Below are 26,358 nucleotides of genomic sequence, written 5' to 3'. Positions count from 1 at the left end.
GTCGCGCCGCCACCCGCGGAAGTCCGGTGCGCTGACGCCCGGGGCGGGAAGTCGTTACGGTGGACGTTATGGAGTACGCGACGTCTTCCTTCTCGGAGAACCTGCGCCGATACGCCCCAGAACTCCTGCCCGGCAGCGATTTCGGCAATGCCACGGCGCACGGGCAGGACATCGCGCCGCACGGCACCACAATCGTGGCCGTCGCCTACCGCGGCGGCGTGCTGCTCGCCGGTGACCGGCGCGGCACCATGGGAAATCTGCTGGCCAGCCGGGATATGGAGAAGGTGTTCATCACCGACTCCTACTCCGCGGCGGGTTTCGCGGGCACCGTGGGCATGGCCATCGAGATGATCCGGTTGTTCGCGGTCGAGCTCGAACACTACGAGAAGATCGAGGGTGTCGGGCTGACCTTCGAGGGCAAGGCCAACAAGCTGTCGAAGATGGTGCGCGACAATCTGCCTGCCGCACTACAGGATATGGCGGTGGTCCCGGTGCTGGTCGGCTACGACCTGAGCGCCACCGATCCCGAGAAGGTCGGCCGGATCTTCTCCTACGATGTCGTCGGCGGTCGCAGTGAGGAGCGCTTCGGCTACACCGCGGTCGGTTCCGGTTCGCTGTTCGCGAAGTCCTCGCTGAAGAAGACCTACAGCCGCGGCATCGATGAGGATCAGGCGCTGCGGATCACCGTCGAATCGCTCTTCGACGCCGCCGAGGACGACACCGCCACCGGCGGGCCGGATCTCACCCGTGGCATCTATCCGACCGTGGTCGTCATCAATGCCGAAGGCGCCGTGGAGGTTCCGGCGCAACGGCTCGTGGAGATCACTCGCGGACTCGTCGAGGATCGTGCGGCACTCGCCCGCGAATGAGTCCTCAGGGGGCCTCGCCGTAGAGCGCGCGGAAGTCCTCGAGTGTGCCGGTGTAGTACTCCAGGTCGTCGGCGAGCTTGGCACGCGTGATCTGCTCGGGCTCGTCGCGCCGTAGCTGTTCACCCAGTTCGGACCAGAATGCGGCAGCCGGGAGGCGGTCCGCACCCTCCGGCAGGAATTTGATCGCCTCGCCGATCGCCTCGGCGGCGAACTGCCAGTTCAGCTCGACGGTATTGCGGTCCTGTTCGGGTCTGCCCTGGTAGACCAGGTCCGCGTCGAGCGCACGGCGAGCGTAGGTGCCCGCGATCATGATCCACTGCCCGGCGTCGACCAGCGGGGAGACGCCGAGACCGAACCACACGCCGAGACGCCGGCACGCCGCCTCGGAGTCGTACGGGACCTCGATATCACCGAACGTCGAGTGCACCGTCCATGCGTGCTCACCTTCGGTCAGCGAAGTCTGGGGCGGGCTCGCATCGGCTGTCTCATCGGCTGCGGCGAGCAGGCCCAGGTAGGTCTGCGCTTCGGCCAGGGTCCTCGCGGTCGGCATCCATCGCTCCTGTACCCGTAGCGGTCTCGGACAACGGTTCCGAACGGAACCTACCCGGTCAGCCGAGCAGATACCGGAGTTCGCAAATATCGCCGCGAAATCCGTTGGTGTCGAATAGAACTCGCAAGTGCGGCCACGAACAGGAGGCGGCGTCGGCCGAGTCGGACGCCACCTCCTGTCGGCTGTCTAGCGCTCCAGGATCGCGACGACGCCCTGTCCGCCCGCGGCACAGATGGAGATCAGCGCGCGGCCGGATCCCTTCTCCGCCAGCATCTTCGCGGTGGAGGCGACGATGCGGCCGCCGGTCGCGGCGAACGGGTGACCCGCGGCGAGCGAGGAACCGTTGACGTTCAGCTTGCTGCGATCGATCGAACCGAGCGCGCCGTCCAGGCCCAGACGCTCCTTGCAGTACTGATCCGACTCCCACGCCTGCAGGGTGGCCAGCACCACCGAGGCGAAGGCCTCGTGGATCTCGTAGTAGTCGAAGTCCTGCAGGGTCAGGCCATTTCGGGCCAGCAGGCGCGGCACCGCGTAGGTCGGCGCCATCAGCAGGCCGTCGGGGCCGTGGATGTAATCGACCGCGGCGACCTCGGAGTCGACCAGATGCGCGAGCACCGGCAGGTTGCGCTCGGTGGCCCATTCCTCGCTCGACAGCAGCACCGCGGAGGCGCCATCGGTGAGCGGGGTGGAGTTACCGGCGGTCATGGTGGCATCACCCAGTTTGTTGCCGAACACCGGCTTGAGGGTGGCCAACTTCTCGACCGTCGAACCGGGACGCAGGTTGTCGTCGCGGGTCAGGCCGAGGAACGGGGTGATCAGATCGTCGAAGAAGCCGCGGTCGTAGGCGGCGGCCATATTCTTGTGCGACAGGTAGGCCAGTTCGTCCTGGGCCTCGCGCGCGATACCGAATTCCTTGGCGGTGATGGCGGCGTGCTCACCCATCGACAGACCGGTGCGCGGTTCGGCATTGCGCGGGATCTCGATACCGAGCATGGCGGGACGCAGCTGCCCGACCAGTTTGAGGCGGTCCTTATTGCTCTTGGCGCGGTTGGCGTCGAGCATCCATTCACGCATGGACTCGCTGACCCCGATCGGGGCATCGGAGGTGGTGTCGGTGCCGCCACCGACACCGGCATCGATGCGACCGGCGGCGATCGCGTCACCGACGGTGACGATCGCCTGCAGGCCGGTGCCGCAGGCCAATTGGAGGTCGTGGGCCGGGGTGTAGGGGCTGAGCTTGCTGCCGAGCACGCTCTCGCGGACCATGCCGTGCTCGCCGACACGCTTGAGCACCGCGCCGCCGACGACCATGCCCAGGCGTTCGCCCTGCAGGCCGAACCGGCTCACCAGACCGTCCAGCGCGGCGGTGAACATGTCCTGGTTGGAGGCGTGGGCATAGGCCTTATCGGAGCGGGCGAACGGAATCCGGTTGCCGCCCACGACCGCAACCGGGCGTGGGCCCTTCTTTGCCGTGCTCTTCGCTGAACGGGCTTTGGTTGTCACTCGAGTCTCCAAGGTCTCGTCGGGTGCCCGGTGGGCCGTTCGACACGGACATGTCCGCGCAGATCGACGCCCCGTCGCGGTTGGTTTACTTTAAACTTACTCTGGAGTAAGTTTGTTGTCGATACCGTACCCCGCAAGTCTGCGTAAATTCGCGCCGGGGCATGCAGACCATTCGGCAACGCAGCCACCGGCGGGCCGAAACCACGACACACGAGAAAAGGGAGAAACAGTGGCAGCCAACAAGAGCAAGGGTGCTCCCAACCTCTACGGATCGTTCGTACACTCCGCTCCCGGCCAATTCCTGGCGAGCAAGTTGGGCCTGCCGAAGCCGGAGAACCTGCGCCGCTACCGGGCCGGTGAGCCGCCACTGCCCGGTCCGGTGCTGCTCGGCGGCAAGGGCCGCGTCGCCGAACCGGTGCGTACCCTGCTTTCGGACTACACCTTTGCCGACGCGCCGGCCTCGGGTCAGAAGTACGGCGCACTGGTGTTCGACGCGACCGGCATCGGCACGGTCGAGGATCTCTCGCAGCTGTTCGAATTCTTCCAGCCCGCCATGCGCAGCGTCGCGGCGTCCGGTCGCATCGTCGTCATCGGCACCACCCCCGAGCTGACCGCGGGCGTGGACGAGCAGATCGCCCAGCGCGCGCTCGAGGGCTTCACCCGCAGCGTCGCCAAGGAGCTGCTGCGCGGCGCCACCGCTCAGCTGGTCTACCTGCACCCCGAGGCCTCCGCCACGGCGTCCGGTCTGGAATCCACACTGCGCTTCCTGCTTTCGGCCAAGTCGGCCTTCGTCGACGGTCAGGTCATCCGGGTCGGCAAGGCCGACGCGGTGGCCCCGGCCGCTTGGGACAAGCCGCTCGACGGCAAGGTCGCCGTGGTCACCGGCGCCGCGCGCGGCATCGGCGCGACCATCGCCGAGGTATTCGCCCGCGACGGCGCGACCGTGATCGTCGCCGATATCCCGGCCGCCGGTGAGGCGCTCTCGGCCACCGCGAACAAGGTCGGCGGCACCGCGCTCGCGCTCGATGTCACCGCACCCGACGCCGCCGAGAAGCTGGCCGAATTCGCCACCGAACGCTTCGGCGGCATCGATATCGTCGTGCACAACGCGGGCATCACCCGCGACAAGCTGCTCGCCAATATGGACGAGGGCCGCTGGAATTCGGTCATCAACGTGAATCTCGCCGCGCCGCACCGCATTACCGAGGGCCTGGTAGCGCGTGGCGCCCTCAAAGAGGGCGGCCGGGTGATCGACGTGTCCTCCATCGCGGGCATCGCCGGTAACCGCGGCCAGACCAACTACGGCGCGTCCAAGGCCGGTGTCATCGGCATGGTCAATGCCGAGGCGCCGAAGCTGGCCGAGAAGGGCATCACCATCAACGCCGTCGCGCCCGGTTTTATCGAAACCGCCATGACCGCGGCCATTCCGCTGGCCACTCGTGAGGCCGGTCGGCTGATGAGCTCGCTGCTGCAGGGCGGACAGACCGTCGACGTCGCCGAGACCATCGCCTACTTTGCCAGCCCGGCGTCGAATGCGGTGAGCGGCAATGTGGTTCGGGTCTGCGGTCAGAGCCTGATCGGAGCATGATGACCGAGACGATCACGCTCACCGAACCTCCCAAGAACAGCGGCCTTTTCGTCAAGGCCGCGCTCGGTGCGGTGCCGGTGCCGCTGGTCTCGGGGCGCAAATCGACGCTGCCCGACCGTGTCGTCCGGCTGGAGGGCCTGCGTGTGGATCCGGATCACCTGGCCGCGTACTGCCGGGCGACCGGACTGCGGTTCGGCGACTCGCTGCCGCTGACCTACCCGTTCATCCTCAGCTTCCCGCTGGCGATGCAACTCGTTGTGGCACGGGACTTTCCGTTCGTCGCGGTGGGTGCGGTACACGCGCAGAATCTGATCGAGCGCGGTCGCGAGATCTCGGTCAGCGAGCCGCTGGACTTCACCACGCACATCGAGAATCTGCGCGAGCACCCGAAGGGCCTGCTGGTAGATGCGATCACCGAGGTGAATGTCGGCAGGGAGCTGGTGTGGCGTCAGGTCACTACCTTCCTGCACCAGCAGCGCACCTCGCTCTCGGGCGAACCGAAGGGTGAGCCGAAGCCGGAAGAGGTTCCGCCGCCGCCGATGCGCACCCTTCGGGTGGATCAGAAGACGATCACCCGCTACGCGGCCGCCTCCGGTGACCACAACCCGATCCACACTTCGGCATTGGGCGCCAAGGCATTCGGCTTCCCGAAGGCGATCGCGCACGGCATGTGGTCGGCCGCGAACATCCTCTCGAATGTGGAGGGGCGGATTCCCGAAAAGGCCAGCTACGCGGTCAAATTCGGTAAGCCGATTCTGCTGCCGTCCACGGTGAATGTGTACGCCGATCAGGTCGACGGCGGTTGGGACCTGGCATTGCTGAACCCGAAGAAGGGGTATCCGCATCTGACGGCCACCCTACGCTGACCCGACGTCGAAGCCGCACTCCTGGTTCGGAGTGCGGCTTCGACGTTTTCAGGCTGCCGTGCAGGAGTTCGCCTCTCGCGCATGGAAACGGCGGGCAAATCAGTGCACGCCGCGACATATGCGCGCCACCGAAAAACCGATCGGTGCGGGGTCATGCCGCGCATGAATTCGCTTCACGGGACACGAATCGCCCGGCGAATCAGTGCGCGCCACGACAAACAGGTGCCGCAATGGCAAGGCTCGCCGACGGCGGGGTCAGCAGTCGCAGCCGCAACCGTCGCAGCAGCAGCCGTCACAGTCGCAGTCGCCGCAATCACAGCAATCGCCGCAGTCGCAGTTCTTGATCCAGGCGTCCTTGCGCTCACCGTTGCACGGATTGGTGTGGTCGGCACAGCAGGCGTAGCCGGTGCAGTAGACGCCGAAGACGATGGCGAGCGCCTCGCCGATTCCGGGGCGGCGTGGCGGTCTCCGGAAATCGATATCCGGCGGCAGGGGGTGCTGCATCGTCGCGCCGCCCAGCGGCAGTGGCTGCGTTGTCGCGGTATCCCGGGATATGTTGCAGGCGTGGGCGGTTGCACCGACGCCGCGGCCGATATTGCGCACGAGTCCGCGTAATGGGTCGAGCAGCATCCAGCGGATGGTGGGGACCTGGTCCAGTTTCGCCTCCGCGACCGCCTGACGCAGGTGCGAATCCGATTGCCGCAGTATGTCGTATGCCTCGGGCATGGTCGTTCCGGTGGCCGCGAGCGGGTTGAAGCGGCCGCGGGTCCGGTCGTCCTCGAAGTCCGCGACGGCATCGGCGAGGTGCGCGATGCGCCCGAAATGCCTGCCCGCCTCGCGTAAAGCGGCGACGTTGTCCGGGCGGTCGGCCAAAACCGCGGTATGAGCGAAGAATTCCGCCGCGCAAATCTGCGTCGGTACGGTCAGATCATCGAGAGAGATTGTGCGAGACGAATTCTCCGACGTGTCGCGCGCACCGTCGAGCAACGCTGGGGCGTCGGCCGATCGAGCGCGGTTCGAGTCGCCCACACCTGGGCATTCGGCGCCTACCGTGGCGAGAGCTTCCAAGTGCGATTGCGAATTGATCGCGGCGACAAGCGGTTCCACATCGAGGCCGATCAGGGATGCCTGCGATCGCGCGCGGTCTGCCCAGCGGCTCGATACCTTCGTCATCGGATGCCGGGTGAGGACGGAACCGTCACCATCGTCGACGTGATCGCGAATCTTGGCCGATCCCAGCAACAGTGATGCGGTGGCAGCCAGCAGTACGCCCGGTGAATCCGCACTCGCGACCTCGGCGCGACGCATCCCCCGCAGCGCGCACGGCCCCGCCTTGGTCCGCCCGATCGAGCCGGACATCTGCGCCTCGGTCAGCACGCTCAAGACGATCGCATCGGTATTGGTCGCCGCCCGCGCCAACTGCCCGTGCCCATCCCGCAGCCCCAAACACAGCCCACACATATGTGTGCGCCACGTGCTCGCATCGATCCCGTACTTCTCGGCCCCATGCGAACACGGCCGCAACATCCCGAACAATTCCGCCCCGTTCCCCGACCACTTTGTGCCGGTCCACTCTCTTGATCTCCCGCACTCTGGCAGTCCGTTAACGCCGCCGCAAGCCGAGCCACCGCCCCCGCGTGCGGCACAAACCCTGTGCGTGAACCCCACACCCCCTATACGCGGCCTGGAGCCGCGAATAGGGGTGCGCTGCTTCGACAATGGCGCCAGAACAGCCGAACCCACAGGACTACTCAGGCACGTGCCCCGCCCTATGTCTCTACCGAACACCGCTATACGGGGTTTGCAGCTGGGACAAACATTGCGCGCACTGGGGGCCTGGGTGCAGACCGGGCCGGGGAGCTACTCCGCCTTCTTGCGCCCCGCGAGACCGCGCCAGGCGAGATCGTCCAGGAGGTCGACCGCCTCGGAGACTTCGATGCGGCCGCTGGCTACGCGGTCGGCGATGGCCTCGCCGGCGCCGATGACGGCCACCGCGACAACATCGAAATTGGTGCCGGGTTCAGCGTGCTTGGCACTGGATTCGAGCAGTTTGGCGGTCAGTTCGATGACGCGTTCGCGGGCGTTTTCGATTTCCGAGGCGAAGGCTTGCTGGCCGATCGCCTGGCGGTAGAGCACCTGCCAGGAGTTGCGGTTGCGGTCGACGAATCCGAGGAAACCCTCGAGCGCCGTGCGGACCTGTTCGTGCGGGGACAGTTGCGGATTGCCTGCGGGCGCCACCGATTCGATGAAGCGCAGTCCCTCGCGCTGGATGCAGGCGCGGAACAATTCATCCTTGGAGCCGTAGTAGAGGTACAGCATCGGCTTGGAGATTTTCGCCTCGGCGGCGATCGCGTCCATCGAGGTGTCGTGGAACCCTTTACGCGAGAACACCTCGACCGCGGCGTCGAGCATCTGCTGCTCACGAACCGCCCGAGGAAGTCGCTTCGTTCCGCCCGCCATCACTCTCCTACCACATGGTGAAACTCTTATATTACTCCAAGGTAAGTTCGGCGGGTCGGATTGCGCGTTCGTAAGTTCGGCGAACTATCGGCACTCGGCTCCCATCCTTCGGACCGCGATGTCCTTGGATTCGCGGGCGCAGCTGTTCAGCTGTCCAGCAGAGGAATACTACGGGTGTACGGCGACAAGGCGGCTGTACAACATACGACGGCCGCTAGCGACTGCTTGCGGGGCCGCTGGAAAGGCCGAACGTCAGCAAGGCTGCAGCGCACCCTTGTACCGAGCCATCCGCAGCACCGACGCGTCGACCCGGTCGGCGGACAGGCGTCCACTCGATACCGCCTGCTCGAGGCGATCCAGCACCTGCGGCACCGCATCGGTGGTGATCCACAAGGCATTGTCGGCACCGGCGATGAGCGCCGCCTCGACCGCGTCCTCGATGCTCATCCGGCTGGTGATGGCGGCCATGCCGCCGAGGTCGTCGGTAAAGATCGGACCCTGGAACGGGGCCGCGCCGTAGCCGGTGCCATCGCGCAGCAGCGCCATGGCCTGCGGGCTGATGCTGGCAGGGACATCGGGGGTGGTCAGGCCGGGTACGTCGAGGTGGCCGACCATGGCAGCGGCGCCGGAGTCGACCAGATTGCGGAACGGCACGAGGTCGACACTCTGCAGCTGCGTCAACGGCGGAGTACGGACGGCGCCGGTGTGCGAATCGCCCGATCCGGAGCCGTGGCCGGGGAAGTGCTTCATTACCGTGCCGACGCCGACCTCGTTCATGGCACGGATATAGGCGTCGGCGTATTCGGTGACCACCGCGGGATCGTCGGAGAAGGACCGGTCACCGATGACGGAGTCGTCTGGCTGACTGCTCACATCGACGTCCGGGGCGAAGTCCACCGTGACGCCCAGATCCTTCAATGCGCGGCCGCGGGTCACGGTGGCGTCGTGGAACTGCTCCGCGGTCATGGTCTGGGCGGTCACCCGGGCCGACGGGGCCGGACCGATCAGATCCTTGACCCGGGAGACCCGGCCGCCCTCCTCATCGATGGTCACCAGCAGCGGCACTTTGGCGGCGGCCTTGACCTGTTTGATCAGGCCGTCGGCAAGCAGCGACTTATCGGTCCAGCCACCGACGAAAATGCCGCCGACCTGTGAATTGCGCACCACATTCGTGGCGTCGTCGGCACCGGTGACACCGACCGTCAGCAGTTGCCCCAGTTTCTCGCGCAGGGTGAGTTTCGCGAGGTAGTCGGCACCGCAGTCACCTTTGGCGGTGGTGGTGGCGGGAGCCGCGGAACCGGCCGTCGCGGCGGGAATCGCGGATTTCGACGGCGCGGGGCTGGAGTCGCCGTTCGAGCACGCCGTCGCGACGGCGGCGAGGATTGCGAGCAGGACGAGAGGCGTCTTCCGCATAAGAGTCCACGGTAATCGGCACGCTCCGGGCGGTCCGACTCAGGTATGGCTAGCGGCCAGTCGCAGCGTCCGGCGGGCCAGGTCGGAGATTCGGCTGCCGTCGTGACCGAAGACCGCGCTGTGCAGTCGGTCGTGGAACGGATCGGTCCAGTGGGTCGGGATTCCGCGGTCACCAGCGCGGATACCAGCGACCGAACCCGCCGTCGCGCCATTGGAGTCGGTATCGCAACCGCCCTGCACGGTCAGCGCGATGGTGCGGGTGAAATCGCCTGCGCCCCAGAGTAAACCGGCGGTGACGAGGCAGGCGTTCGGAATGGCGTGCACCCAGTTGTAATGGTCGTGGCGGCGGTGAATGGCTTCCAGAGCCTGCTCCCATGACATGCCGCCGTCATGGTCCGCGATCACTTCGGCGACCGCGATGTGCAACCTCGAACGTTCCGGAATGCATTGCTGGGCAACGGAAAGCGCATCCGGTATGCCTTCGGCGGTGAAAGCCGCCGCTACCAATGCGCCAGCCCACATCGCCGCGTACACGCCGTTGCCGGTATGTGAAAGCCCGGCATCGCGGGCGGCGAGCTCGGCGGCGCGCACCGGATTACCCGGGTTGACGTAACCGTAGATATCCGCGCGGATCATCGCACCTATCCACTCGCGGTATGGATTTCGATACCTGGCTACCTCCGGCGGTTTCCGACCCGCGATCAGATTGCGGTAAGCGACCCGCTCCGCGGTGTAGGTCTGCAGAAATGGCAGATGTGCCAACCAGGCATCCGCGACATCGGATTGTGTGAAATTCGTTCCGCACGTTTCCAGTAGGTGCAAACCCAGCACGGTGTAATCGACATCGTCATCGCGCGGTGCACCGTCGATGCGGCCCTTCGCCGATACCGGCCAGGTCGGATTCAACGGATATTCCGGCGACGGTGGCAATAATGCGGGCACATAGTCGGTCAGCGGATAGGCGTCGGCCCGCTCGAGATAGGCGCGGATTCGCGCGGGCGTCCATACGAATCCGTTTTCCAGGGGTTTACCGAGCGTGCAGCCGACGCAGCGCCCGAGCCATCCGCCGTGGATCCGCTCGAACAGTTCGGATATCGGCGCGACCGGCCGGATTACCGACTGCGGTGCCGCGGTTTCGGATTCGTCATAACCCCAGTCGGGATCGCGTTCGACGCTTTCCAGTCGATCGAAAACCGCCCAGTATTCGGCCGGTTCGACGTGATCGGCGGCGACGAGTGCGCGCACCCTGGACTCGAAGTCGGCCACCGGATAGCCCGATTCGAGCCGCTGCCGCCATTCATAGAACAGCAGCGTCCGCGGGTCGATCTCGTGCCTGCCGAAGAACACCAGTTCGTTCGCATCGGGCATATCCGCTCCTGGTCCGTGTCGCCCAGTCGGTTTTTCCGCCGTTCAATCCGTTCCCGCAGCAGATTATCCGCGCGCGGCAATACCTCGTGACGGGGTTGTCCGGAGTAATGTTGTGGCGTAGCCAAATGACTCCTACCTGGAGGTCATCGTGCCGTGCGATCTCATGCTCATTGCCTATGACGGTTCCGAAAATGCCAAGCGGGCCATCGAATACGCCGGCCGGTTCCTCGCGGCGAACCGAGCGGTGGTGCTCACCGCCTGGGAACCGATGGTGCGCCAGGCCGCTCGGCTGTCCGGACTTTCCGGTGTGATGCAGCCGGAATGGGTGCCCGACGAGGAGATCGAGGACGTCGCCTATGTCGACGCCCGCAATATCAATATCGAGGGCGTCCGCCTGGCCAAACTCGCCGGTCTCAACGCCGAGGCACGTACCGCGGAGTGCACGTCGACGATCTGGAACGCCATCGTCGAAACCGCCGACGACCTGGACGTCGACATCATCGTGGCAGGAACGCGCGGCGCCACCGGTATTCGAGCGCTGATGCACAGCAGCGTCGCCGACGCCGTACTCAAGCATTGCCACCGTCCGGTGCTCATGGTGCCGCCGGGTAAGGAACCGAGTCGCTGAGATTTGGGTCGCTCGGGTGGCTCTGCCCCGGGTTTGCGGGGTTAGGGTCGAGGGATCATGAACGGTTTCTTGCTCGCTCAGCCCGGTGGGGTGATCCGCGCGTCGGGGACCCGGGTCGCCTTCGACGAAGCGGCACGGGCGGTGGCGGCGCTGCGGGACGGGGCCGCCGAGCTGATCGTCGGCGCCCTGCCGTTCGATCCCCGGAATTCGGCCGCGCTTTGCGTGCCCGAGCAGGCACAGCGCACTGTCGGGCCATGGCGGCCCGCGGCACTGCCGGACTTGCCCGCCGTTCGGGTCATCACCGAAATACCGAGTCCGGCAGAGCATGTCGCGCGGGTGACGAAATTGGTCGAGCAGCTGAACGATCCGGCGCAGCCGCTGCGCAAGGTCGTGGCCGCTCGATCGGTGCTGGCCGAAGCCGATAGCGCGCTGGAACCGGAGTTGGTCGCGGGACATCTGCTGACCAGGCATCCGCATGCGAATGTTTTCGCCGTCGACCTGACGGCCGCGGGCCGGCCGGGTGCGACGCTGGTCGGCGCCACCCCGGAGGTACTGGTCGCACGGCATGGCGCGACCGTCACGCTGCATCCGCTCGCGGGGACGTTGCCGCGCCTCGCCGATCCGGATGCCGATGCCGCGCAGGCGCGAGAGTTGTTGGCCAGCACCAAGAATCGTGATGAGCATGCGTTCGTCATCGAGTGGATTCGGGAGGTGCTCGCGCCGGTGTGCGCGGAACTAACCATTCCGGACGGCCCGCAGCTGATCAATACGCACGAGGTCTGGCATCTGGCCACTCCGATCACCGGTCGCCTACGCGATCCCGCGACGACCGCGCTCGACTTGGCGCTCCGGCTGCATCCCACCCCCGCGGTCTGTGGCACGCCGACCGATCTCGCCCTCGACACCATCGCGCATATAGAAGAGGAACGCGGCTTCTACGGCGGCGCGGTCGGCTGGTGCGACGCGTACGGCGACGGCGAATGGGTGGTCGCTATTCGCAGTGCGGAAATCGCCGCCGACGGGCGCTCGATCCGCGCCTTCGCCGGCGGCGGCATCGTGGCCGCTTCGGATCCGCATGCCGAGCTGGACGAGACCACCGCCAAACTGCGCACATTGCTCGGCAGTTTGCACTGCGCCATCCCGAGCTGAGCGACCCGCGCCCGCTATTCGGTTCCGCTATCGGTGGCCTGAACGTAGGTGATCGTGCTCGGCCCTGCTAGGTTGGCCCAGAATGTGCCTGCATCGATGTATTGGAGTGCCGCGATGAAGTTTGCTGTCCCTGGTGTTGCGAGTGCGGTCGCCGGCGCCGTGTTGGGCGTGATCGCGGTGTTCGTCATCACGATGGCAGTGCAGCAGAACACGCGGCCCGATATCGAGCGCACCGACTCCACCTCCTCGCTACTCAACAACGTTGAGTACGGCAGCCGCTGATCCCACGCGGTGCGAGCGGCAGGCCCGTAGGCGGCGGCCCGCATAAGCACGGAGGGCCGGTGAGCACCGCAGATTCGACACCGCCTCCCGCTTCACCAACCGACTCGCTCGGTACCTCCGGCGCGGCGAGCGCCCCGCTGGGCAGAGGCTGGTTCGTCGGGACCGTGGTCGCGGCGTTCCTGCTCACCTTTCTCCAGGCGCCCGGCCTGACGGTCGCCGACACCAAATACGACCTGACGCAGAATCCGCTGGGTTTCCTCGAACGCGCCGCCCACCTGTGGAGTAGTCAGGCTCCGATGGGGCAGGTGCAGAACCAGGCCTACGGGTATTTCTTCCCGCACGGCGCGTTCTTCTCGGCCGGACATGTCCTCGGTCTGCCTGCCTGGGTGACGCAGCGGATCTGGTGGGCGTTGCTGCTGCTCGCCGGATTCTGGGGCATCGTGCGGCTCTGCGAAGCGCTCGGCATCGGCTCACGCGGATCGCGGATCGTGGCGGCGGCCGCATTCGCACTGTCACCGCGGGTGCTGACCACGCTCGGTTCGATCTCCTCGGAGACGCTGCCGATGGTGCTCGCACCGTGGGTGCTACTCGCGCCCGCCGCGCTGGGCACCGCCTATCGGAACCGGCGCGGCGGCGCGGCGTCGCCCGCCGGTAGTGCGCTGGCCTTGGCATTGATGGGTGCGGTCAATGCGGTGGCGACGGTCGCCGCATTTCTGCCCGCGCTGCTGTGGTGGGCGTCGTACCGGCCGAACCGGCGCTGGTGGCGGTTCACCCGGGCCTGGATACCGCTGCTGGTGCTCGCCACATTCTGGTGGGCGGTGCCGTTGCTGGTGCTCGGCAAGGTGAGTCCGCCGTTCCTGGACTACATCGAATCCTCGGGGGTGACCACGCAATGGGCGTCGCTGGGTGAAGTGCTGCGCGGCACGGACAGTTGGACGCCGTTCGTCTCGCCGGAGCGGATCGCGGGCGCGGTGCTGGTGACCCAGCCCGCCGCGGTGCTGGCCACCGGACTGCTCGCGGCGGCGGGTATGGCCGGATTGGCGATGCGGTCCATGCCGTATCGCGGGCGTCTCGCGCTTATCCTGCTGGTCGGGCTGGTCGGAATCTGTGCCGGATTTGTCGGTGAACTGAGCGGGCCGTTCGCGGATTCGGTGCGGGTATTCCTGGATGCCGGGGGTGCGCCGCTGCGCAATGTGCACAAGCTGGAACCGCTGATCCGAATTCCGCTGGTGCTCGGTCTCGCTCATATGTTGAGCAAGGTGCCGTTTCCGGCGTCCGTCCCGATGCCGGTGTGGCGCAGCGCTTTCGCCCATCCCGAGCGCGATAAGTCGGTCGCCGTCGCCGCCTTGATCCTCACCGCGCTCGCACTGTCCACCTCCTTGGCTTGGACCGGGAAGCTGGCACCGCGCGGCGCTTATGACGAGGTGCCGGGGTACTGGAAGCAGACGGCGGAGTGGTTGTCCCACAATGCCTCCGATACCCGAGCGCTGGTTGTGCCCGGCGCCCCTTTCGGCAGTCAGGTGTGGGGCCTCACCCGCGACGAACCGCTGCAGGCACTCGCGAGTGCGCCGTGGGCCATCCGGGATGCGGTGCCGCTGAACCCGCCGGGCACCATCCGGGCCATGGATTCGGTGCAGCGGTTGATCGCCGACGGTAGGCCGTCGACCGGACTCGCCGCGACGCTGGCCGAGCAGGGCATCGGAATTCTGGTGTTGCGCAACGATCTCGATCCGGAGACGTCACGTTCGACCCGGCCGATGTTGGCACATCAGGCGATCAACGGGTCGCCGGGATTGCACAGGGTGGCCGAATTCGGCAACCCGATCGAGACTGTCAGACCCGATGGTCTGGTCGCCGATGGTGATCTGCGCCCCGCGTATCCGGCGGTCGAGATCTATCGCGTCGAGGCATCGCCTGCGGGCACTCCGATAAAGATTCACAGCGGCACAGGCGCGCCGACATCATTCCCCGGTGCCTACACGGTGCCCATGACCTCGGTTGGGACGGTTCAGGGCGGGCCAGAAGTGCTCGAACGATTGCGTCGTGATCCCGCAACCGCGCCGACACTTCTCGCATCCGATGCGGCGGCGGCCGGATTGCCGATCGGGCCGTTGACGGTGACGGATACGCCGATGGACCGGGAGGCCGACTTCGGTCGGGTGGACAATCACAATTCCGCGCTGCGCGCGCCCGACGATGCGCGCCGCACGCACAATCTAGTGCCCGACTATCCCGTACCCGGTGCGGAATTGGTGCGCGGGGAATGGTCGGGGGCGACGGTCACCGCATCGAGTTCCGCCGCCGACGCCACACAGTTGGGCGGCTCCGCGCCCGGCAGTTCGACGGCCGCGGTTGTCGATGGTGATCCGTCGACCGCGTGGATCAGCAATGGCGCCGAACACGCACTGGGACAATGGCTTCGGCTCGATCTCGACCATCCGATCAGCTCCGGGCTGCTGCAGCTGACCACCAGCGCGGCCGCGATCGGCGATCCGGTGAAGTGGGTCGAGGTACGGACCGCGAACGGGAGTGTGTCCGCGCGGATTCCCGAACCTGGTATGCCGGTATCGATTTCGCTGCCAGCGGGCAAGACGGACTGGCTCACCATCACCGCCATCCGCACCGAGGACGGTACGCGCGGTGGGCAATTCGGAATCAGCGAGCTGACTCTGGACGACTACACCAACCGGAATGCGCCGGTGCGGGTCGATATTCGGCATCGGACCGTGCTGCCGCCCACCTCGGCCGGCGCGCAGGTGCGGGGCTGGGATCTCGGCCAGGAATTTCCCGGGCGTAGTGCGTGTTTCGATGCGCCGGACCGGGTGCGGTGCAGTAAGGGACTCGCCCTGGCACCCGAGGAACCCGGCACGTTCGAACGCACGCTGTCGGTACCGGAACCGGTGAGTGTGACGCCGCAGTTGACCGTGCGGACTCGACCGGGTCCGGCGCTCGAGGCGCTGCTCACCGACCATACGCATCCCGTCGCCCGGGGTAAGGCAGACGTCGGCGACCTCCGTGGTTCCGCCTTCGCGGCCACCGATGGGGATCCGCGCACGAGTTGGACCGCGCCGGAGGATTCGGTGCGGAATCTGGCGGGCGGCAAACCGACACTCACATTGGAATTGCCCGAACCGGCGCTGGTGACAGGTTTGGACGTGACACCGTCGCTCGGCGAACTGCCCGCCGCACCTCTTTCGATAGTCGTAAATCTCGGCAACGGCCCACAGGTTCGCGAGATCGAACCGGGCGAGTCGACCCGAGTCTCATTGCAGCCCACCGTGACCGATCGCATCGAACTGAGCATTCAGACCTGGAAGCCGGTACTCGACCGCACCGCCCTCGGATTCGCCCAGACGCAGCCGCCCGGTCTCGCCGAGGTAGCGGTACTCGGTCCCGATTACCCAGCGCCCGCCCCAGGGAATCGGCTGATCACCGTCCCGTGTGCGCAGGGGCCGACGATTGCACTCGGTGGACGTTTCGTGCATACGTCCGTCACCGCGACTGCTGATGAATTGCGTTCTGGTGCACCGGTTCCCGCCCGCATTTGCGCGGATTCGGAACTCCCTCCCGAGTTGGCCGACACCGGGAATACCCGTCTCGGTTCAGCCGACACCGCAGGCGGTAATGGCCCGAGTGCAGCTGGCACACCGGATGCGGCCGACAGCGGTCTCGAATCCACCGACACGATCCCGGTGGCTGCGGGGCGCGCGGACGTCACGGTCGCACCGACGGATCTATTCTTCGTAGACCGACTTCGCCTGAACCGCGCCGATTTCGACCCCGCCGCGCCGACGACGACACCGGGACAGCTCCTCGTCCTGCCGCTCAGTACCAATGTCGGTTGGCAAGCGCGCACCGCCGACGGCAAAGAACTCGATCCGGTCGTGGTCAACGGCTGGCAGCAAGGCTGGCTGCTCCCGGACGACTACGCCGCCGGATCGAATCCCATCACCGTCTCATTCCCCATCGACCGCTGGTACCGCCTCAGTATCTTCGGCGGCCTGCTGCTGCTCATCCCGCTGATCCTGATCGCCATCCCCCGCAAGCGCCGGATCCCGGTAAAAGTTGGGCCGGAGCCGAATTCACCCGCGGGCACAGACGCCACTCGAAATCCGCCTGGTACGCGCAGCCGTGCCGACTCCAACGTGCGCGCAGCCGATCAAACCGGCGACGGCGCATCGCCTCCGACCACCTGGGGCAATCGCATTCTCGGCGCGGTCGGAATCGCTGCTGTCGCCACAGTCATCGCCGGACCGGTCGGCACCGTACTGACGGTGGTCGCGCTCGCCGCCACTCGGTTCTCCGCACGGATGAAGCCGAAAGTCCTCACCGCCGTCGCGGGCCTCGGCACCGCCACCGCGGCGGCAGCCCTGTCCACCGGACCATGGCGCGCCGCAGGCGGATACATGGGCGGCTCGCTGTGGGTGCAAATACCCGCACTGCTCGCCGTGATCGCCGTCGGCATTGCCGCGCTGCCCGTCCGGCGTGACCATCGCTGAGGGAATAGCCTCGAATAGGTGACGGACTGCGCGGAGTGCGGATTCGAGTACCACCCGGCCTTGGTTCCCGAGGTGTCGGCGCTGACCAGGGGCCACGCAGCGGAATACGCGGCACTGCTCGCCGGTGGCGGTCGGGTGCTTCGGCAGCGCACCGCGCCGGATGTGTGGTCGCCGTTGGAGTATGCCTGCCATGTGCGGGATGTCCTACTCGCCCAACGGGAACGGGTGTTGCTCGCGCGCCGGGTCGATACTCCGGCGCTCGAGCCGATGGGTCGCGATGAACGCGTCGAGCACGACGGGTACAACGAGCAGCAGCCGGCCGATGTCGCCCGACAACTCGACGATGCGGCCCTGCTCTTCGCCAACGTCCTCGATCGGCTGACACGCGCGGACTGGGACCGGAGCATCATCTACAACTTCCCGCAGCGCCAGGAACGTCCACTGCGTTGGCTCGCCCTGCACACGCTGCACGAGCTCCGGCACCATCTGCTCGACATCCGCCGCCAGCTCGACAGCTGATCACTCCCACAACCGCCCGATTGCGCGACACCGAGCCCTGCGGCCACCCGCTCACAGTCACCGAGCGTGAACAATTCACTTGCCACAGGCGCGACGCCGAGCCCCGCAGTCACCCGCTGACAGTCACCGAGCGTGAACAATTCACTTGCCGCGGGCCCGAATCGGTCAGCCAATCGTCTCGTCGCGCGCTTCCGTCACGGTCGCATCAGCCGTAGCCGAGCGCGCCGCCTTGGCGCGATCGCGATCACGCGCGAACCGGCGCGCCGGTTCCTCGATGAGCGCATAGCTGGCCGCGGCGATCGGGAGGGTGATCGCGATCGTCAGGATGAGCACCTTGCCGAAGTTGCCACCGAACGGCAGGATTCCGAAAATCGGGAACACCACCGAGAGCACCGCGAGATGCCAGAGGAAGATGCCGTAGGACCAGCGCCCGATCATCGCGCCGACCCCGGATTCCAACCAGCGATGTGGACGCGCGCCGGGCGGGCGCAGCACCAGCGGAGCGAGCAGCGCGAAACCGATGATCGTGCCGAAACCCATCTTCGCCGCGTACTGCCAGGGCTCGGCTCGCGTCAGCCCGGCGGGACCGCCCAGGTCGGTGGCGGAGATCAGGAACGCGACCAGCGCGATGCTCCACATCACCGGCTGATTGGCGAGCAGCCGAAGCCGCGGTGATAGCTGATCGCTATTGTCGACGAGCTCGGCGAGCAACATGCCGCCCGCGAACCACGGCAGATATCCGGGCAGCCAATTATCGGCGTGAATGGCGTCGGGAGTCGGCACCGGAATGAAGTTCCAGCCCAGACACACCACCGCGAGCGCGAGGATCGCCGGGATGCGCCAGCGCGCGGCATCGCCACGCAACCGCACCGCCGCGAATGCCAGCAGCGGCAGCACGACATAGAAGGCCACTTCGACGGACAGACTCCACATCTGGGTGAGTCCATCGGTGAGCGTGAGCGGCACGAATACCTGCGTCAACGCCAGATTCGAAGCCCATACCCGCAGGCCAGCGGTATCAGCCGCACTCGGCACCAGGATCAGCACCGCGGCGACCACAACCCAATACGCGGGCAGAATGCGCGCCGCCCGATGCCGGAAGTAATGGCCGACCGACGGCGCGGTCCCCAGCCCACGCGCGACCGCCGCATGCGGACGCCACAGCAGGAATCCGGACAGCGCGAAGAACACCGCGACCGCCATATCGAACCGTCCCCAAATCCGCCCGAGCACAGGTGTATTCGCGGCGCCGGTCTGGAATGCGACGTGGGTCAGCAGCACACCGAGTGCGGCCATTCCGCGCATACCTTCCAAGGCGGGCACGAAACCGCGTGTACGCGCGGGTGCGTCGGTGGTCGGCGCAGGTAGGGTGGCGGTCATCGAACTCCAGTCTGCAGGTCCTTTCGAGCGACCTGCAAGCAGTCGCTACGAGTATCCTCTACCAGCTGGTAACCCAACGTTTCAGATTTCGCGCTAAACTCGGGCGATTTCTGGGTCGAATCCGGCCTCGGCACCGCATGGTACGCCATCGGGCTGTTAGTGTCGGGGCTCACGAGTGCCGCGGCGTGCCCGCAGTACTCGCCGTACAGACCTGTGTTCTACGACGAGGAGAGTTTGCATGGCACTGAGTGCCGGAACCAGAAGGACGGTGGCCTGCCTGCTCGTGGGTCTGGGTGCGTTGCTGATCGTCGCAGCGGTGATGATCCCGACCTACACCGTCAGCAAACTGGCGAAAACTCCGCTCGACCTCGAGATCACCACCATCGCGACGAACCAGCCGGGCGAGGACAGCCTGGTCCTGGACTCCAAGTCGCTCACCGCACCGGAGGGCGCGGCCAAGATCGACACGAATGTGCCGCTGATCTCGCAGCGGTTCCTCACCGTCGAAGAGCCCTCCGACGCCACCGAGATGACCGTCCAGGCCGGTCAGACCCTGCGGCGCATCGATAAGCAGGGCGACACCGGTCTGCTCACCGCGACCGTCGACCGGGTCACCATCGACCGCAAGACCGGCGATCCGGTGGCCAAGGACCCCAACGGCTCCATCGCTGTCACGGTGAACAAGGACATGCAGAGCATCGCCGACCCGGTCCAGCACACCGGTCTGCAGTACCGCTTCCCGATCGACACCGAGAAGAAGAGCTACCCGTACTTCGATGTCAATGCGCGTAAGTCCTACGACGCCAAGTTCATCGAAGAGTCCGAGATCAACGACATGAAGGTCTACCACTTCCAGATGTCGGTCCCGGTGACCAACTTGTGGGACGTGATCCAGTCGCCGTCCAACAAGCTGAGCCTGCCCGCCTCGAAGTGGGGCCTCGAGGGCGACGACCCGGTCACCATGACCCGCTTCTACACCGACACCCGCGACCTGTGGGTCGAGCCGCAGACCGGCACGGTGATCAAGGGTGGCGAGCAGATCCACCTGTACTACGCGCGCAGCGGCGACCACCCGGACGTCACCGCGCTGAAGTCGCACCTCGTCTTCGACGAGAACACCGTCGAATCGCAGATCTCGGTGGCCAAGGAGAACATCGACAAGCTGTCGCTGTACGGCCGGATCATGCCGATCGTGCTCGGTGTGCTCGGTGTGATCGCCGTGGTCGGCGGTGTGTTCCTCGGAATCCGCGGCGGGGCCGCTCCGGCCGGTGCGGGTCGACGTGGGCCGGGTCGCCGTGGGGATGATGCTCCGACCGAGCAGATCAGGATCCAGAAGAATCTCTGACGGTTAGTCCGCCTACTCGGCTCCCCGGCGTTATGTCGGGGAGCCGAGTTCGTTTTCGCGTAGGTCTGTTCAGGGCGCGGACGGACCCAGCGGGTAGGCAACGGGATGCGACGGCTGATACAGCAGCATCACTCCCGCGCCGGGAATCTTCATATCGATGCAGCGCCCGAAACCCCGCTCGGCGATCTCACCCACGAATTCCGCCCCACGCCCGCCCAATTCCGCCATCGTCTGCTCGATGTCATCACACATCAACGAAATCTCGTGACGCGGCGGCCCATCCGCCGGATGCACCCCGAGCTCACTCGGCCCCGTCCCGAAAATCAGCCACCCGGCGTGGGCGTCGATATTCGGCCAGCCGAGAACGTCACGGAAGAAGGCGCGGGCCGCGTCCGGATCCTCCGCGTAGACAAGCGTGTGCACGGCGGTGATCATGCTGGTGATGCTAGGTGAGCAGACGGCTCCGCGGTACGCAATACGATCACCGCCACGAACATGGTGGTAGCGGCCGCGACACCGACCGCGGTGATGATCAGCGTCGGTACCGAGCGGGCGAAGCAGGCCATGAGGACCACCTCGACCACCAGGCCGAGCCAGGTCACCGCGGCGAGGGCGGTGCGGTCCACCGCGATCGCCGAAAGCAGTGCACCCTGCAGCACCGCGAGGATGGCTCCTTGCAGGGCGAACAACCACAGCAAGCCTTGGATCGGCGCGTAATCCTGTCCCGCGAACAATGGCGCGACCGGTGCCGCCAGGGCAGCGCCCGATACCGCCACGATTCCGATGCCCGACAGCACCGCCAGTGCATCCCGGATCGCACGCGCCGAATGCGTCGGCTGCGCCATCCGCGGATACAGCACGACTCCCACGGCCTGCGGCAGCCAGAACGCGATCTTCGCCGCGATCGCCCCCAGCGCGTACCGGCTCGCATCCGCCTCGTCCAAAACTATTCGCGCAACGATCAAATCCGCCGACGACAATGCCATCAACGCCGCCTGCACCTGCGCCGCCCGCAACACCGGCAACACCCCGGCGGAACGCACACCCCGAGATGGCGACCGACCGTCATCTCGAGTTCCCACATCTTCGACTGCGAATCCGGACATCGGTCCTTCGGCGGCAGCGCGACCTGGCAGCCCTTCGGAGGTAACATCCGGCGATCGTTCCGTCGCGGGGCGAACGCGTGATGGGGGCGAGCCTGCGGTCGAGCGGGCGAACGCGGCGGCGGCAACGATTCCGGTGGCGGCCGCACACAATGCGGGAGCTGTGCCGCCGCCCGCCGCGAGGACCACCAACGCCGGGACCACGCGCGCTACACCGGCCGCGCCCAGGACTACGGCCAGGGCTCGGAAGCGTCTGCTGCCCTGCAGGATTCCCTGTTCACCGGATAGCAGGACCAAGGCGGGGGCCGCGCCGAGGGCGGCCGCGCTCGCGAGTACGCCGACGTTCAGCACTGCCGTCACAACCGGTACCAGTACCGCGGCGACCACAGCAACGATCACCGCACACCGCCACTGCAACCCGCGCAGTGCCGCCACACTCGACCCGCGCACCAGTTCCCTGGCAACCACGTTCTGCAACGCCAGTGCGGGTACCGCACACAACAGCTGCACCGCGAGCAGGCTGGCGAATTCGCTGTATCCGGTGATCCCCAACCACCGGCTGGCCAGCATCTGCAGCAGATATCCCGCCACATTGGCCGTCATCGCCCCTGCCGTGACCAACGTCAGATCCGCCACGACGGGGAGACGACGGACGACAGGCACGCGGCAATCGTCCCACCCCACCACCCCGCACCCCGCACGCGCCCGGCCCTGCGCGCTCACGCCCACAATCTGGCCTCACCGCATGATCACGAGGGGCAGATCCCGTGGAGCAAGGCCGAGACCGGTGGCAGCCCGAGCCGACTCGTCGACCGACTCGTCGCTATGGACCTGATCGATAAGCAGGCCGGCTCAATCGACCGACGCCAGATCACCCTCGGCCTCACATCCGCCGGACGCCGGCTCGCCGTGGAGGTGGCGCAGGTGGAAGAACGCTTGTACGGCGCGATCGACACAGCGACCACGGGTCGCCCCGTCGACGAGACACTGCAACTGTTGCGCGGCTTCGCCGCCGACTTTCCCGCAGTGCGGGCGGTCGAACGTCGTGCGGCTCTGCAAGGGCGGCATTGAGTCGCCCTGCAGGGGATGCCCATAACAGGCGCTCGGGACCGGAAGGTGGCGGTTTGCTCGTCGGTACGTAAGGTGCACAGGCGTGAGTGGCAGCGGCCTGGCTCGACGCACCCGGTGGGCAAGGTTCGTCCCCGCCGGTTACAGCGGTCTGCTGGCGCTTCTCATCGCAGGCCCACTGCTCGGGCCGGGCTACCTTCTGCTGCGCGACGCAGTGAGCACACCGCGTTCCTACCTGACGGACTCCGCGCTCGGTCTCGGCGCCGCGGCCCCACGCGCAGTCCCTCAGGATGCGCTGCTGGCAGCGCTCTCACCGCTCATCGATGGCGGTTCGATCGTCAAGGCAATACTGCTCGTCGCATTGTGGGCTGCCGGATTCGGCGCCGCAGTCCTGTCCCGCGAATTGCTCCGGGTATCGACCGGCCCGCAACTGGTCGCCGTGACGGTCGCCATGTGGAACCCATACGTCGCCGAACGTCTCCTACAAGGCCACTGGAGCCTCCTGACCGGATATGCAGCCCTGCCCTGGACCGCATTGGCCGCCTACCGAATCCGCTGTTCGGTCAACCCGGACGCCGCTTCCCGCAAGAAGCCGCCACTCGAGCCGACCGCCGAGGCGGCCCCGAGCCGAAGCGGAAAGTCCGCTGCGCGCAGTAGTGCCGTGAGTTCGTGGGCGGCTCTGGCTGGATGCTTCGCGGCCGCGGGACTGACCCCGACGGGTGCGCTGCTGGCGGGCTGCACCGCCATGGTCCTGGTCGGGCGCCGAAATCTACTTGGAGCGCTTGCGCTGCTGCTGGCCACGTCCGCACCGTGGTTGACCGCGACGGCACTGTCCGGCGCAGGCTCCGAACCCTCCGACCCGGCAGGAATCGCCGCCTTCGCCGCCCGCGCCGAACCCGCCCTCGGCACCCTCGGCTCCCTGGCCGGACTCGGCGGAATCTGGAACGCCGACTCGGTCCCCGACTCCCGCACCACCCCCCTCTCTCTGATCGCCACCGCAATACTCCTGACCCTCGTAGCCATCGGCATCCGCACCACCGCGGGTATCAAGACAGGCGCTACAAACGGCCATACCGCTGATCGGTCCACGCCCTCGACCAGCACTGCACTTGCCGATGAATCCGACACCGCCACAACCCGTTCGCCGGCCTCGGCTGCCGAAACGTCAGGCGATACCGGAACCTGCCGCCTCGATGCCGTCGAATCCGACATAGGCGACGCGAGTTCGAATCGCGAGGCGGCCGAGACATCCAGCGTCGACGCAACGCCCGTCGGCGACGCCACAAACTCGACGCACCCCGAGGCCGCGACAATCGCCGCATCGACCACCGGCAACGACGCGACTGCCGCTGGCGACAGTGCCACGACCAGCGGTATCGATCGTGAGAGCTTGCGAGTCGGTCGCGCACTGCTGACACTTGCGGCTCTCGCCGTCCTACTGCCCGCATTGGGGGCGACGTCGTGGGGTATGAGCGGCTTGGAGTGGCTTGTCGGTCATGTGCCCGGGGCGGGGTTGTTGCGGGATACGCAGAAGTATGTGGCGCTTGCCATGCCTGCGTACGTGCTGTGCGCCGCCGCTGGGTGTCGAGCGGTCGCAGTGCGCTTCGCAGCGCATAGCGCCGCACCGAAGGAGTCCGCCCGCCCGCCCGGAATGGCCTTGGCCGCAACGGTATTCATCGCGCTGCTGGTGCTGCCACTGTTCGATTTGGCCTGGGGTGTGGGTGGGGCACTGAAGCCGGTGCATTATCCGGTCGGCTGGCAGCGGGTCGCGGAGCGGATCGATGGGCCTGGGGATGTCGCGGTGTTGCCCGGTGGGATGTTTCGGAAGTTTCCGTACAGCGGCAGGGTGGCGGTGTTGGATCCGGCGCCGCGAATGTTGCCGCGTGATGTGCTGCAGACCGGCGAGCTTCCGGTGCACGGGCGCACCGTAGCTGGTGAGGGCACCCGGGCGCGGGAGGTGGAAACCGCACTGCTGCATGGTGATTCGGCCCGGCGGTTGGGTGAGCTCGGGGTCGGCTGGGTCCTCGTCGAACGCACGACACCCGGACCGCTCGGCGAGTCGAAAACAACACTCGCCCAGTTGGACTCGGTCTACGCCGACTCCCAACTGGCGCTGTACCGAGTCCCCGACGCCACCGACCATTTCGAAGAATCACAGTCCGCGCACCGCGTGATCGCCTGCGCCGCCCACATCCTCTGGGCCGCCCTTCTAGTCGGTGGTCTGCTGCTCGCGGCCATATTGCGCCCACGCTGTTGACCCGAGCGGCAGCGCACGCACACAAATAAGACCACAACGCACACTCAGGGCAGGGCGCGGATCGGCAGGCCTACAACGCCTATGACATTCGACATCGGCGACCTCCCCAGCTGGCACCCGCCGGGAGCACGCCGCGCACTGTCAGCCGAACAGGAGCAACAGACCGCACTGCGCACCGACTTCGGAGATCGATTCAACGGGCCACGACATCCCGAACGCCCGCATACGCATTGCCGGTCAACGACGAGTTCGTCGTATGACCGCGACCCACAACCGATCAGGGCCCGGGCGGGATAAGACCCGAGCTGTGCTCACCTCGGGCCGCGGCCGCGAGCACGGCGTACACGCCGTTCCCGGTTTGCTCCCAAGAGAATTCACGCGCGCGGGCACGCGCCTTCTCCCCCATGACAGCGCGCGCCTCGGTGTCGTCGACGAGTTCACCGACGGACTCGCAGAGCTGGCTCACATCGTCGACGAGCACCCCGGTCACCCCGTCGACAATGGAATCGGTGAGTCCGCGCGAACTGCGGTAGCCGATCGTCGGTACCCCGTGTTGCGCCGCCTCGATGACCGCGAGGCCCCAGCCCTCCTTGCGCGAGGGCAGCACATGTACCCAAGCGCGTGCGAGCAATTCGTGTTTGCGTCGCTCGTCGACGTGGCCGTGGAAGGTGACCGCATCGGCGATGCCGAGGTGGCGGGCGTCGGCCTTCAGATTGTCCGCCCACCAGCCGTCGCCGATCACATCGAGCCGCAGGCCGGGAATCCGACCGCGTAGTCGCGCGACAACCGCCAACGCGTCTTCGATCTGCTTGTGCGGCACCAACCGCGAGAGCACCACGATGCGCGGCTCTTCGGTGCGCGTCTCCGCGCAGCCGGTCGGCGCGTCCACTGGAACGGGTTCGGCGCCGTTGCGGACCACCGCGATCCGGGAACCGTCCACCCCCAGCGTGGCCAGTTCCTCGGCCGAGGGCAGCGAAACGGTCAGGTATTGGTTGTGCCGATGCAGCCGCGGCGAGAGCCGCGATTCGATCCACCAGCCGATCCGCCCGACGAACCGTCCGGCGACCGGCCACTGCTCCCGATGTCCGTGATGCACCAGCACCACCGACGGTGCCTGCGTCGCCGCACCCGCGAAAAACGGGATCCCGTTCTGCGTATCGATCACCGCATCGGGCCGCAGACCCCGCAGCGGCCCGATGCCGAGCCGTCCGAATGCGATAGCGGCCAGCGCCCGCGGATAGACGGAAAATCGGCCGCCCGCCCGGCTGATATCGATGCCGTCGATCCGCTCCCGCTTAGGCGCGCCCGGATAACGCGCGGTGCGCAGGGTTACCTTGACCCCGCGCGCGGCGAGCTGCGCGCCGACCTGTTCCAGGTATCGTTCGCTGCCGCCGCCCTGCGGGTGCCCGGTGTCACGCCAGCACAGCAGGAGGACTTCGCGCACGGTGGAGCTTCTCTCGGTCAGCAGGGTCACGGATTATCGCCGTACACCCTAACCCGCGCGACCAACC

General features: G+C 66.8%; 21 protein-coding genes. 11 read left to right on the top strand and 10 right to left on the bottom strand.

From position 1 onward, the window contains the following. The first annotated feature begins 68 nt into the window (after positions 1 to 68). Positions 69 to 869, top strand: a complete 801-nt coding sequence (gene prcB, locus OIE68_RS34005) for a proteasome subunit beta (RefSeq protein ID WP_327095060.1) — start codon at positions 69 to 71, stop codon at positions 867 to 869. A gap of 4 nt (positions 870 to 873) precedes the next feature. On the opposite strand, the gene OIE68_RS34000 is transcribed toward prcB, so the two are convergent. Continuing rightward, entirely contained in the window at positions 874 to 1,419 is a 546-nt protein-coding gene (locus OIE68_RS34000) for a hypothetical protein (protein WP_327095059.1), read from the bottom strand. 186 nt (positions 1,420 to 1,605) lie between these two features. After that, positions 1,606 to 2,922 (bottom strand): acetyl-CoA C-acetyltransferase, encoded by a 1,317-nt coding sequence (locus OIE68_RS33995; protein ID WP_327095058.1) that lies wholly within the window; start codon positions 2,920 to 2,922, stop codon positions 1,606 to 1,608. Positions 2,923 to 3,151: 229 nt separating this feature from the next. Between OIE68_RS33995 and OIE68_RS33990 the strand changes: the two genes are divergently transcribed. Together OIE68_RS33990 and OIE68_RS33985 are read left to right on the top strand one after the other, a co-directional pair. Next, on the top strand, positions 3,152 to 4,510 hold the full coding sequence (locus tag OIE68_RS33990) for a 3-oxoacyl-ACP reductase (RefSeq protein WP_327095057.1): 1,359 nt from the start codon (positions 3,152 to 3,154) through the stop codon (positions 4,508 to 4,510). Continuing rightward, a complete protein-coding gene (locus OIE68_RS33985; protein WP_327095056.1) occupies positions 4,510 to 5,376 on the top strand; it encodes a MaoC/PaaZ C-terminal domain-containing protein in 867 nt (288 codons plus the stop codon). Before OIE68_RS33990 ends, OIE68_RS33985 begins: the two co-directional genes overlap by 1 nt. Before the next feature lie 255 nt (positions 5,377 to 5,631). Here OIE68_RS33985 and OIE68_RS33980 read toward each other — a convergent pair whose 3' ends face one another. From OIE68_RS33980 to OIE68_RS33965, 4 genes are all read right to left on the bottom strand, one after another. Beyond that, positions 5,632 to 6,912, bottom strand: a complete 1,281-nt coding sequence (locus tag OIE68_RS33980) for a DUF5685 family protein (RefSeq protein WP_419150602.1) — start codon at positions 6,910 to 6,912, stop codon at positions 5,632 to 5,634. 324 nt (positions 6,913 to 7,236) lie between these two features. Then, the gene (locus OIE68_RS33975; RefSeq protein ID WP_062992537.1) at positions 7,237 to 7,836 is read right to left on the bottom strand and encodes a TetR/AcrR family transcriptional regulator; all 600 of its coding nucleotides are present in this window, start codon (positions 7,834 to 7,836) and stop codon (positions 7,237 to 7,239) included. A gap of 252 nt (positions 7,837 to 8,088) precedes the next feature. Beyond that, a complete protein-coding gene (locus OIE68_RS33970; protein WP_327095054.1) occupies positions 8,089 to 9,249 on the bottom strand; it encodes a glycoside hydrolase family 3 N-terminal domain-containing protein in 1,161 nt (386 codons plus the stop codon). Between the two features lie 39 nt (positions 9,250 to 9,288). Then, positions 9,289 to 10,617 carry an ADP-ribosylglycohydrolase family protein gene (locus OIE68_RS33965; RefSeq protein ID WP_327095053.1) on the bottom strand — a complete coding sequence of 443 codons (1,329 nt, stop codon included), beginning with the start codon at positions 10,615 to 10,617 and terminating at the stop codon, positions 9,289 to 9,291. Positions 10,618 to 10,765: 148 nt separating this feature from the next. On the opposite strand from OIE68_RS33965, the gene OIE68_RS33960 reads away from it, so the two are divergent. The 5 genes from OIE68_RS33960 (at position 10,766) to OIE68_RS33940 (ending at position 17,694) form a co-directional block, all read left to right on the top strand. Beyond that, positions 10,766 to 11,245 carry a universal stress protein gene (locus tag OIE68_RS33960; protein WP_040697136.1) on the top strand — a complete coding sequence of 160 codons (480 nt, stop codon included), beginning with the start codon at positions 10,766 to 10,768 and terminating at the stop codon, positions 11,243 to 11,245. Positions 11,246 to 11,302: 57 nt separating this feature from the next. Then, entirely contained in the window at positions 11,303 to 12,394 is a 1,092-nt protein-coding gene (locus OIE68_RS33955) for an isochorismate synthase (RefSeq protein ID WP_327095052.1), read from the top strand. A 114-nt stretch (positions 12,395 to 12,508) separates the two neighbouring features. Further along, entirely contained in the window at positions 12,509 to 12,676 is a 168-nt protein-coding gene (locus OIE68_RS33950) for a DUF2613 domain-containing protein (RefSeq protein WP_327095051.1), read from the top strand. Between the two features lie 59 nt (positions 12,677 to 12,735). Next, positions 12,736 to 17,175 carry an alpha-(1->3)-arabinofuranosyltransferase gene (locus tag OIE68_RS33945; protein ID WP_419150601.1) on the top strand — a complete coding sequence of 1,480 codons (4,440 nt, stop codon included), beginning with the start codon at positions 12,736 to 12,738 and terminating at the stop codon, positions 17,173 to 17,175. Positions 17,176 to 17,193: 18 nt separating this feature from the next. Then, on the top strand, positions 17,194 to 17,694 hold the full coding sequence (locus tag OIE68_RS33940; protein WP_419150600.1) for a DinB family protein: 501 nt from the start codon (positions 17,194 to 17,196) through the stop codon (positions 17,692 to 17,694). 165 nt (positions 17,695 to 17,859) lie between these two features. Here OIE68_RS33940 and OIE68_RS33935 read toward each other — a convergent pair whose 3' ends face one another. Next, complete coding sequence (locus tag OIE68_RS33935) at positions 17,860 to 19,074, bottom strand: acyltransferase (protein WP_327095050.1); 1,215 nt, start codon at positions 19,072 to 19,074, stop codon at positions 17,860 to 17,862. A gap of 238 nt (positions 19,075 to 19,312) precedes the next feature. Here OIE68_RS33935 and OIE68_RS33930 point away from each other — a divergent pair, with 238 nt between their 5' ends. Further along, on the top strand, positions 19,313 to 20,419 hold the full coding sequence (locus OIE68_RS33930) for a DUF3068 domain-containing protein (RefSeq protein WP_327095049.1): 1,107 nt from the start codon (positions 19,313 to 19,315) through the stop codon (positions 20,417 to 20,419). 69 nt (positions 20,420 to 20,488) lie between these two features. On the opposite strand, the gene OIE68_RS33925 is transcribed toward OIE68_RS33930, so the two are convergent. Continuing rightward, positions 20,489 to 20,854 carry a VOC family protein gene (locus OIE68_RS33925; protein WP_327095048.1) on the bottom strand — a complete coding sequence of 122 codons (366 nt, stop codon included), beginning with the start codon at positions 20,852 to 20,854 and terminating at the stop codon, positions 20,489 to 20,491. Next, positions 20,851 to 22,125: a polysaccharide biosynthesis protein gene (locus OIE68_RS33920; RefSeq protein ID WP_327101915.1), complete on the bottom strand. Its 1,275-nt coding sequence runs from the start codon at positions 22,123 to 22,125 to the stop codon at positions 20,851 to 20,853. Before OIE68_RS33920 ends, OIE68_RS33925 begins: the two co-directional genes overlap by 4 nt. A gap of 222 nt (positions 22,126 to 22,347) precedes the next feature. On the opposite strand from OIE68_RS33920, the gene OIE68_RS33915 reads away from it, so the two are divergent. Continuing rightward, positions 22,348 to 22,593, top strand: coding sequence for a hypothetical protein (locus tag OIE68_RS33915; protein ID WP_327095047.1), 246 nt, complete (start codon positions 22,348 to 22,350; stop codon positions 22,591 to 22,593). A gap of 82 nt (positions 22,594 to 22,675) precedes the next feature. Next, positions 22,676 to 24,847, top strand: coding sequence for a hypothetical protein (locus OIE68_RS33910; RefSeq protein WP_327095046.1), 2,172 nt, complete (start codon positions 22,676 to 22,678; stop codon positions 24,845 to 24,847). A gap of 277 nt (positions 24,848 to 25,124) precedes the next feature. Here the strand turns inward: OIE68_RS33910 and OIE68_RS33905 are convergent, their stop codons facing one another. After that, positions 25,125 to 26,291, bottom strand: a complete 1,167-nt coding sequence (locus OIE68_RS33905; RefSeq protein ID WP_327101914.1) for a glycosyltransferase family 4 protein — start codon at positions 26,289 to 26,291, stop codon at positions 25,125 to 25,127. Positions 26,292 to 26,358 lie beyond the last annotated feature (67 nt).

It is taken from the genome of Nocardia vinacea, from assembly GCF_035920345.1.
Lineage (GTDB): Bacteria > Actinomycetota > Actinomycetes > Mycobacteriales > Mycobacteriaceae > Nocardia > Nocardia vinacea_A.
Note: the sequence above shows the minus strand (reverse complement) of the source record. Positions and strands in the feature narration are given on the sequence as shown.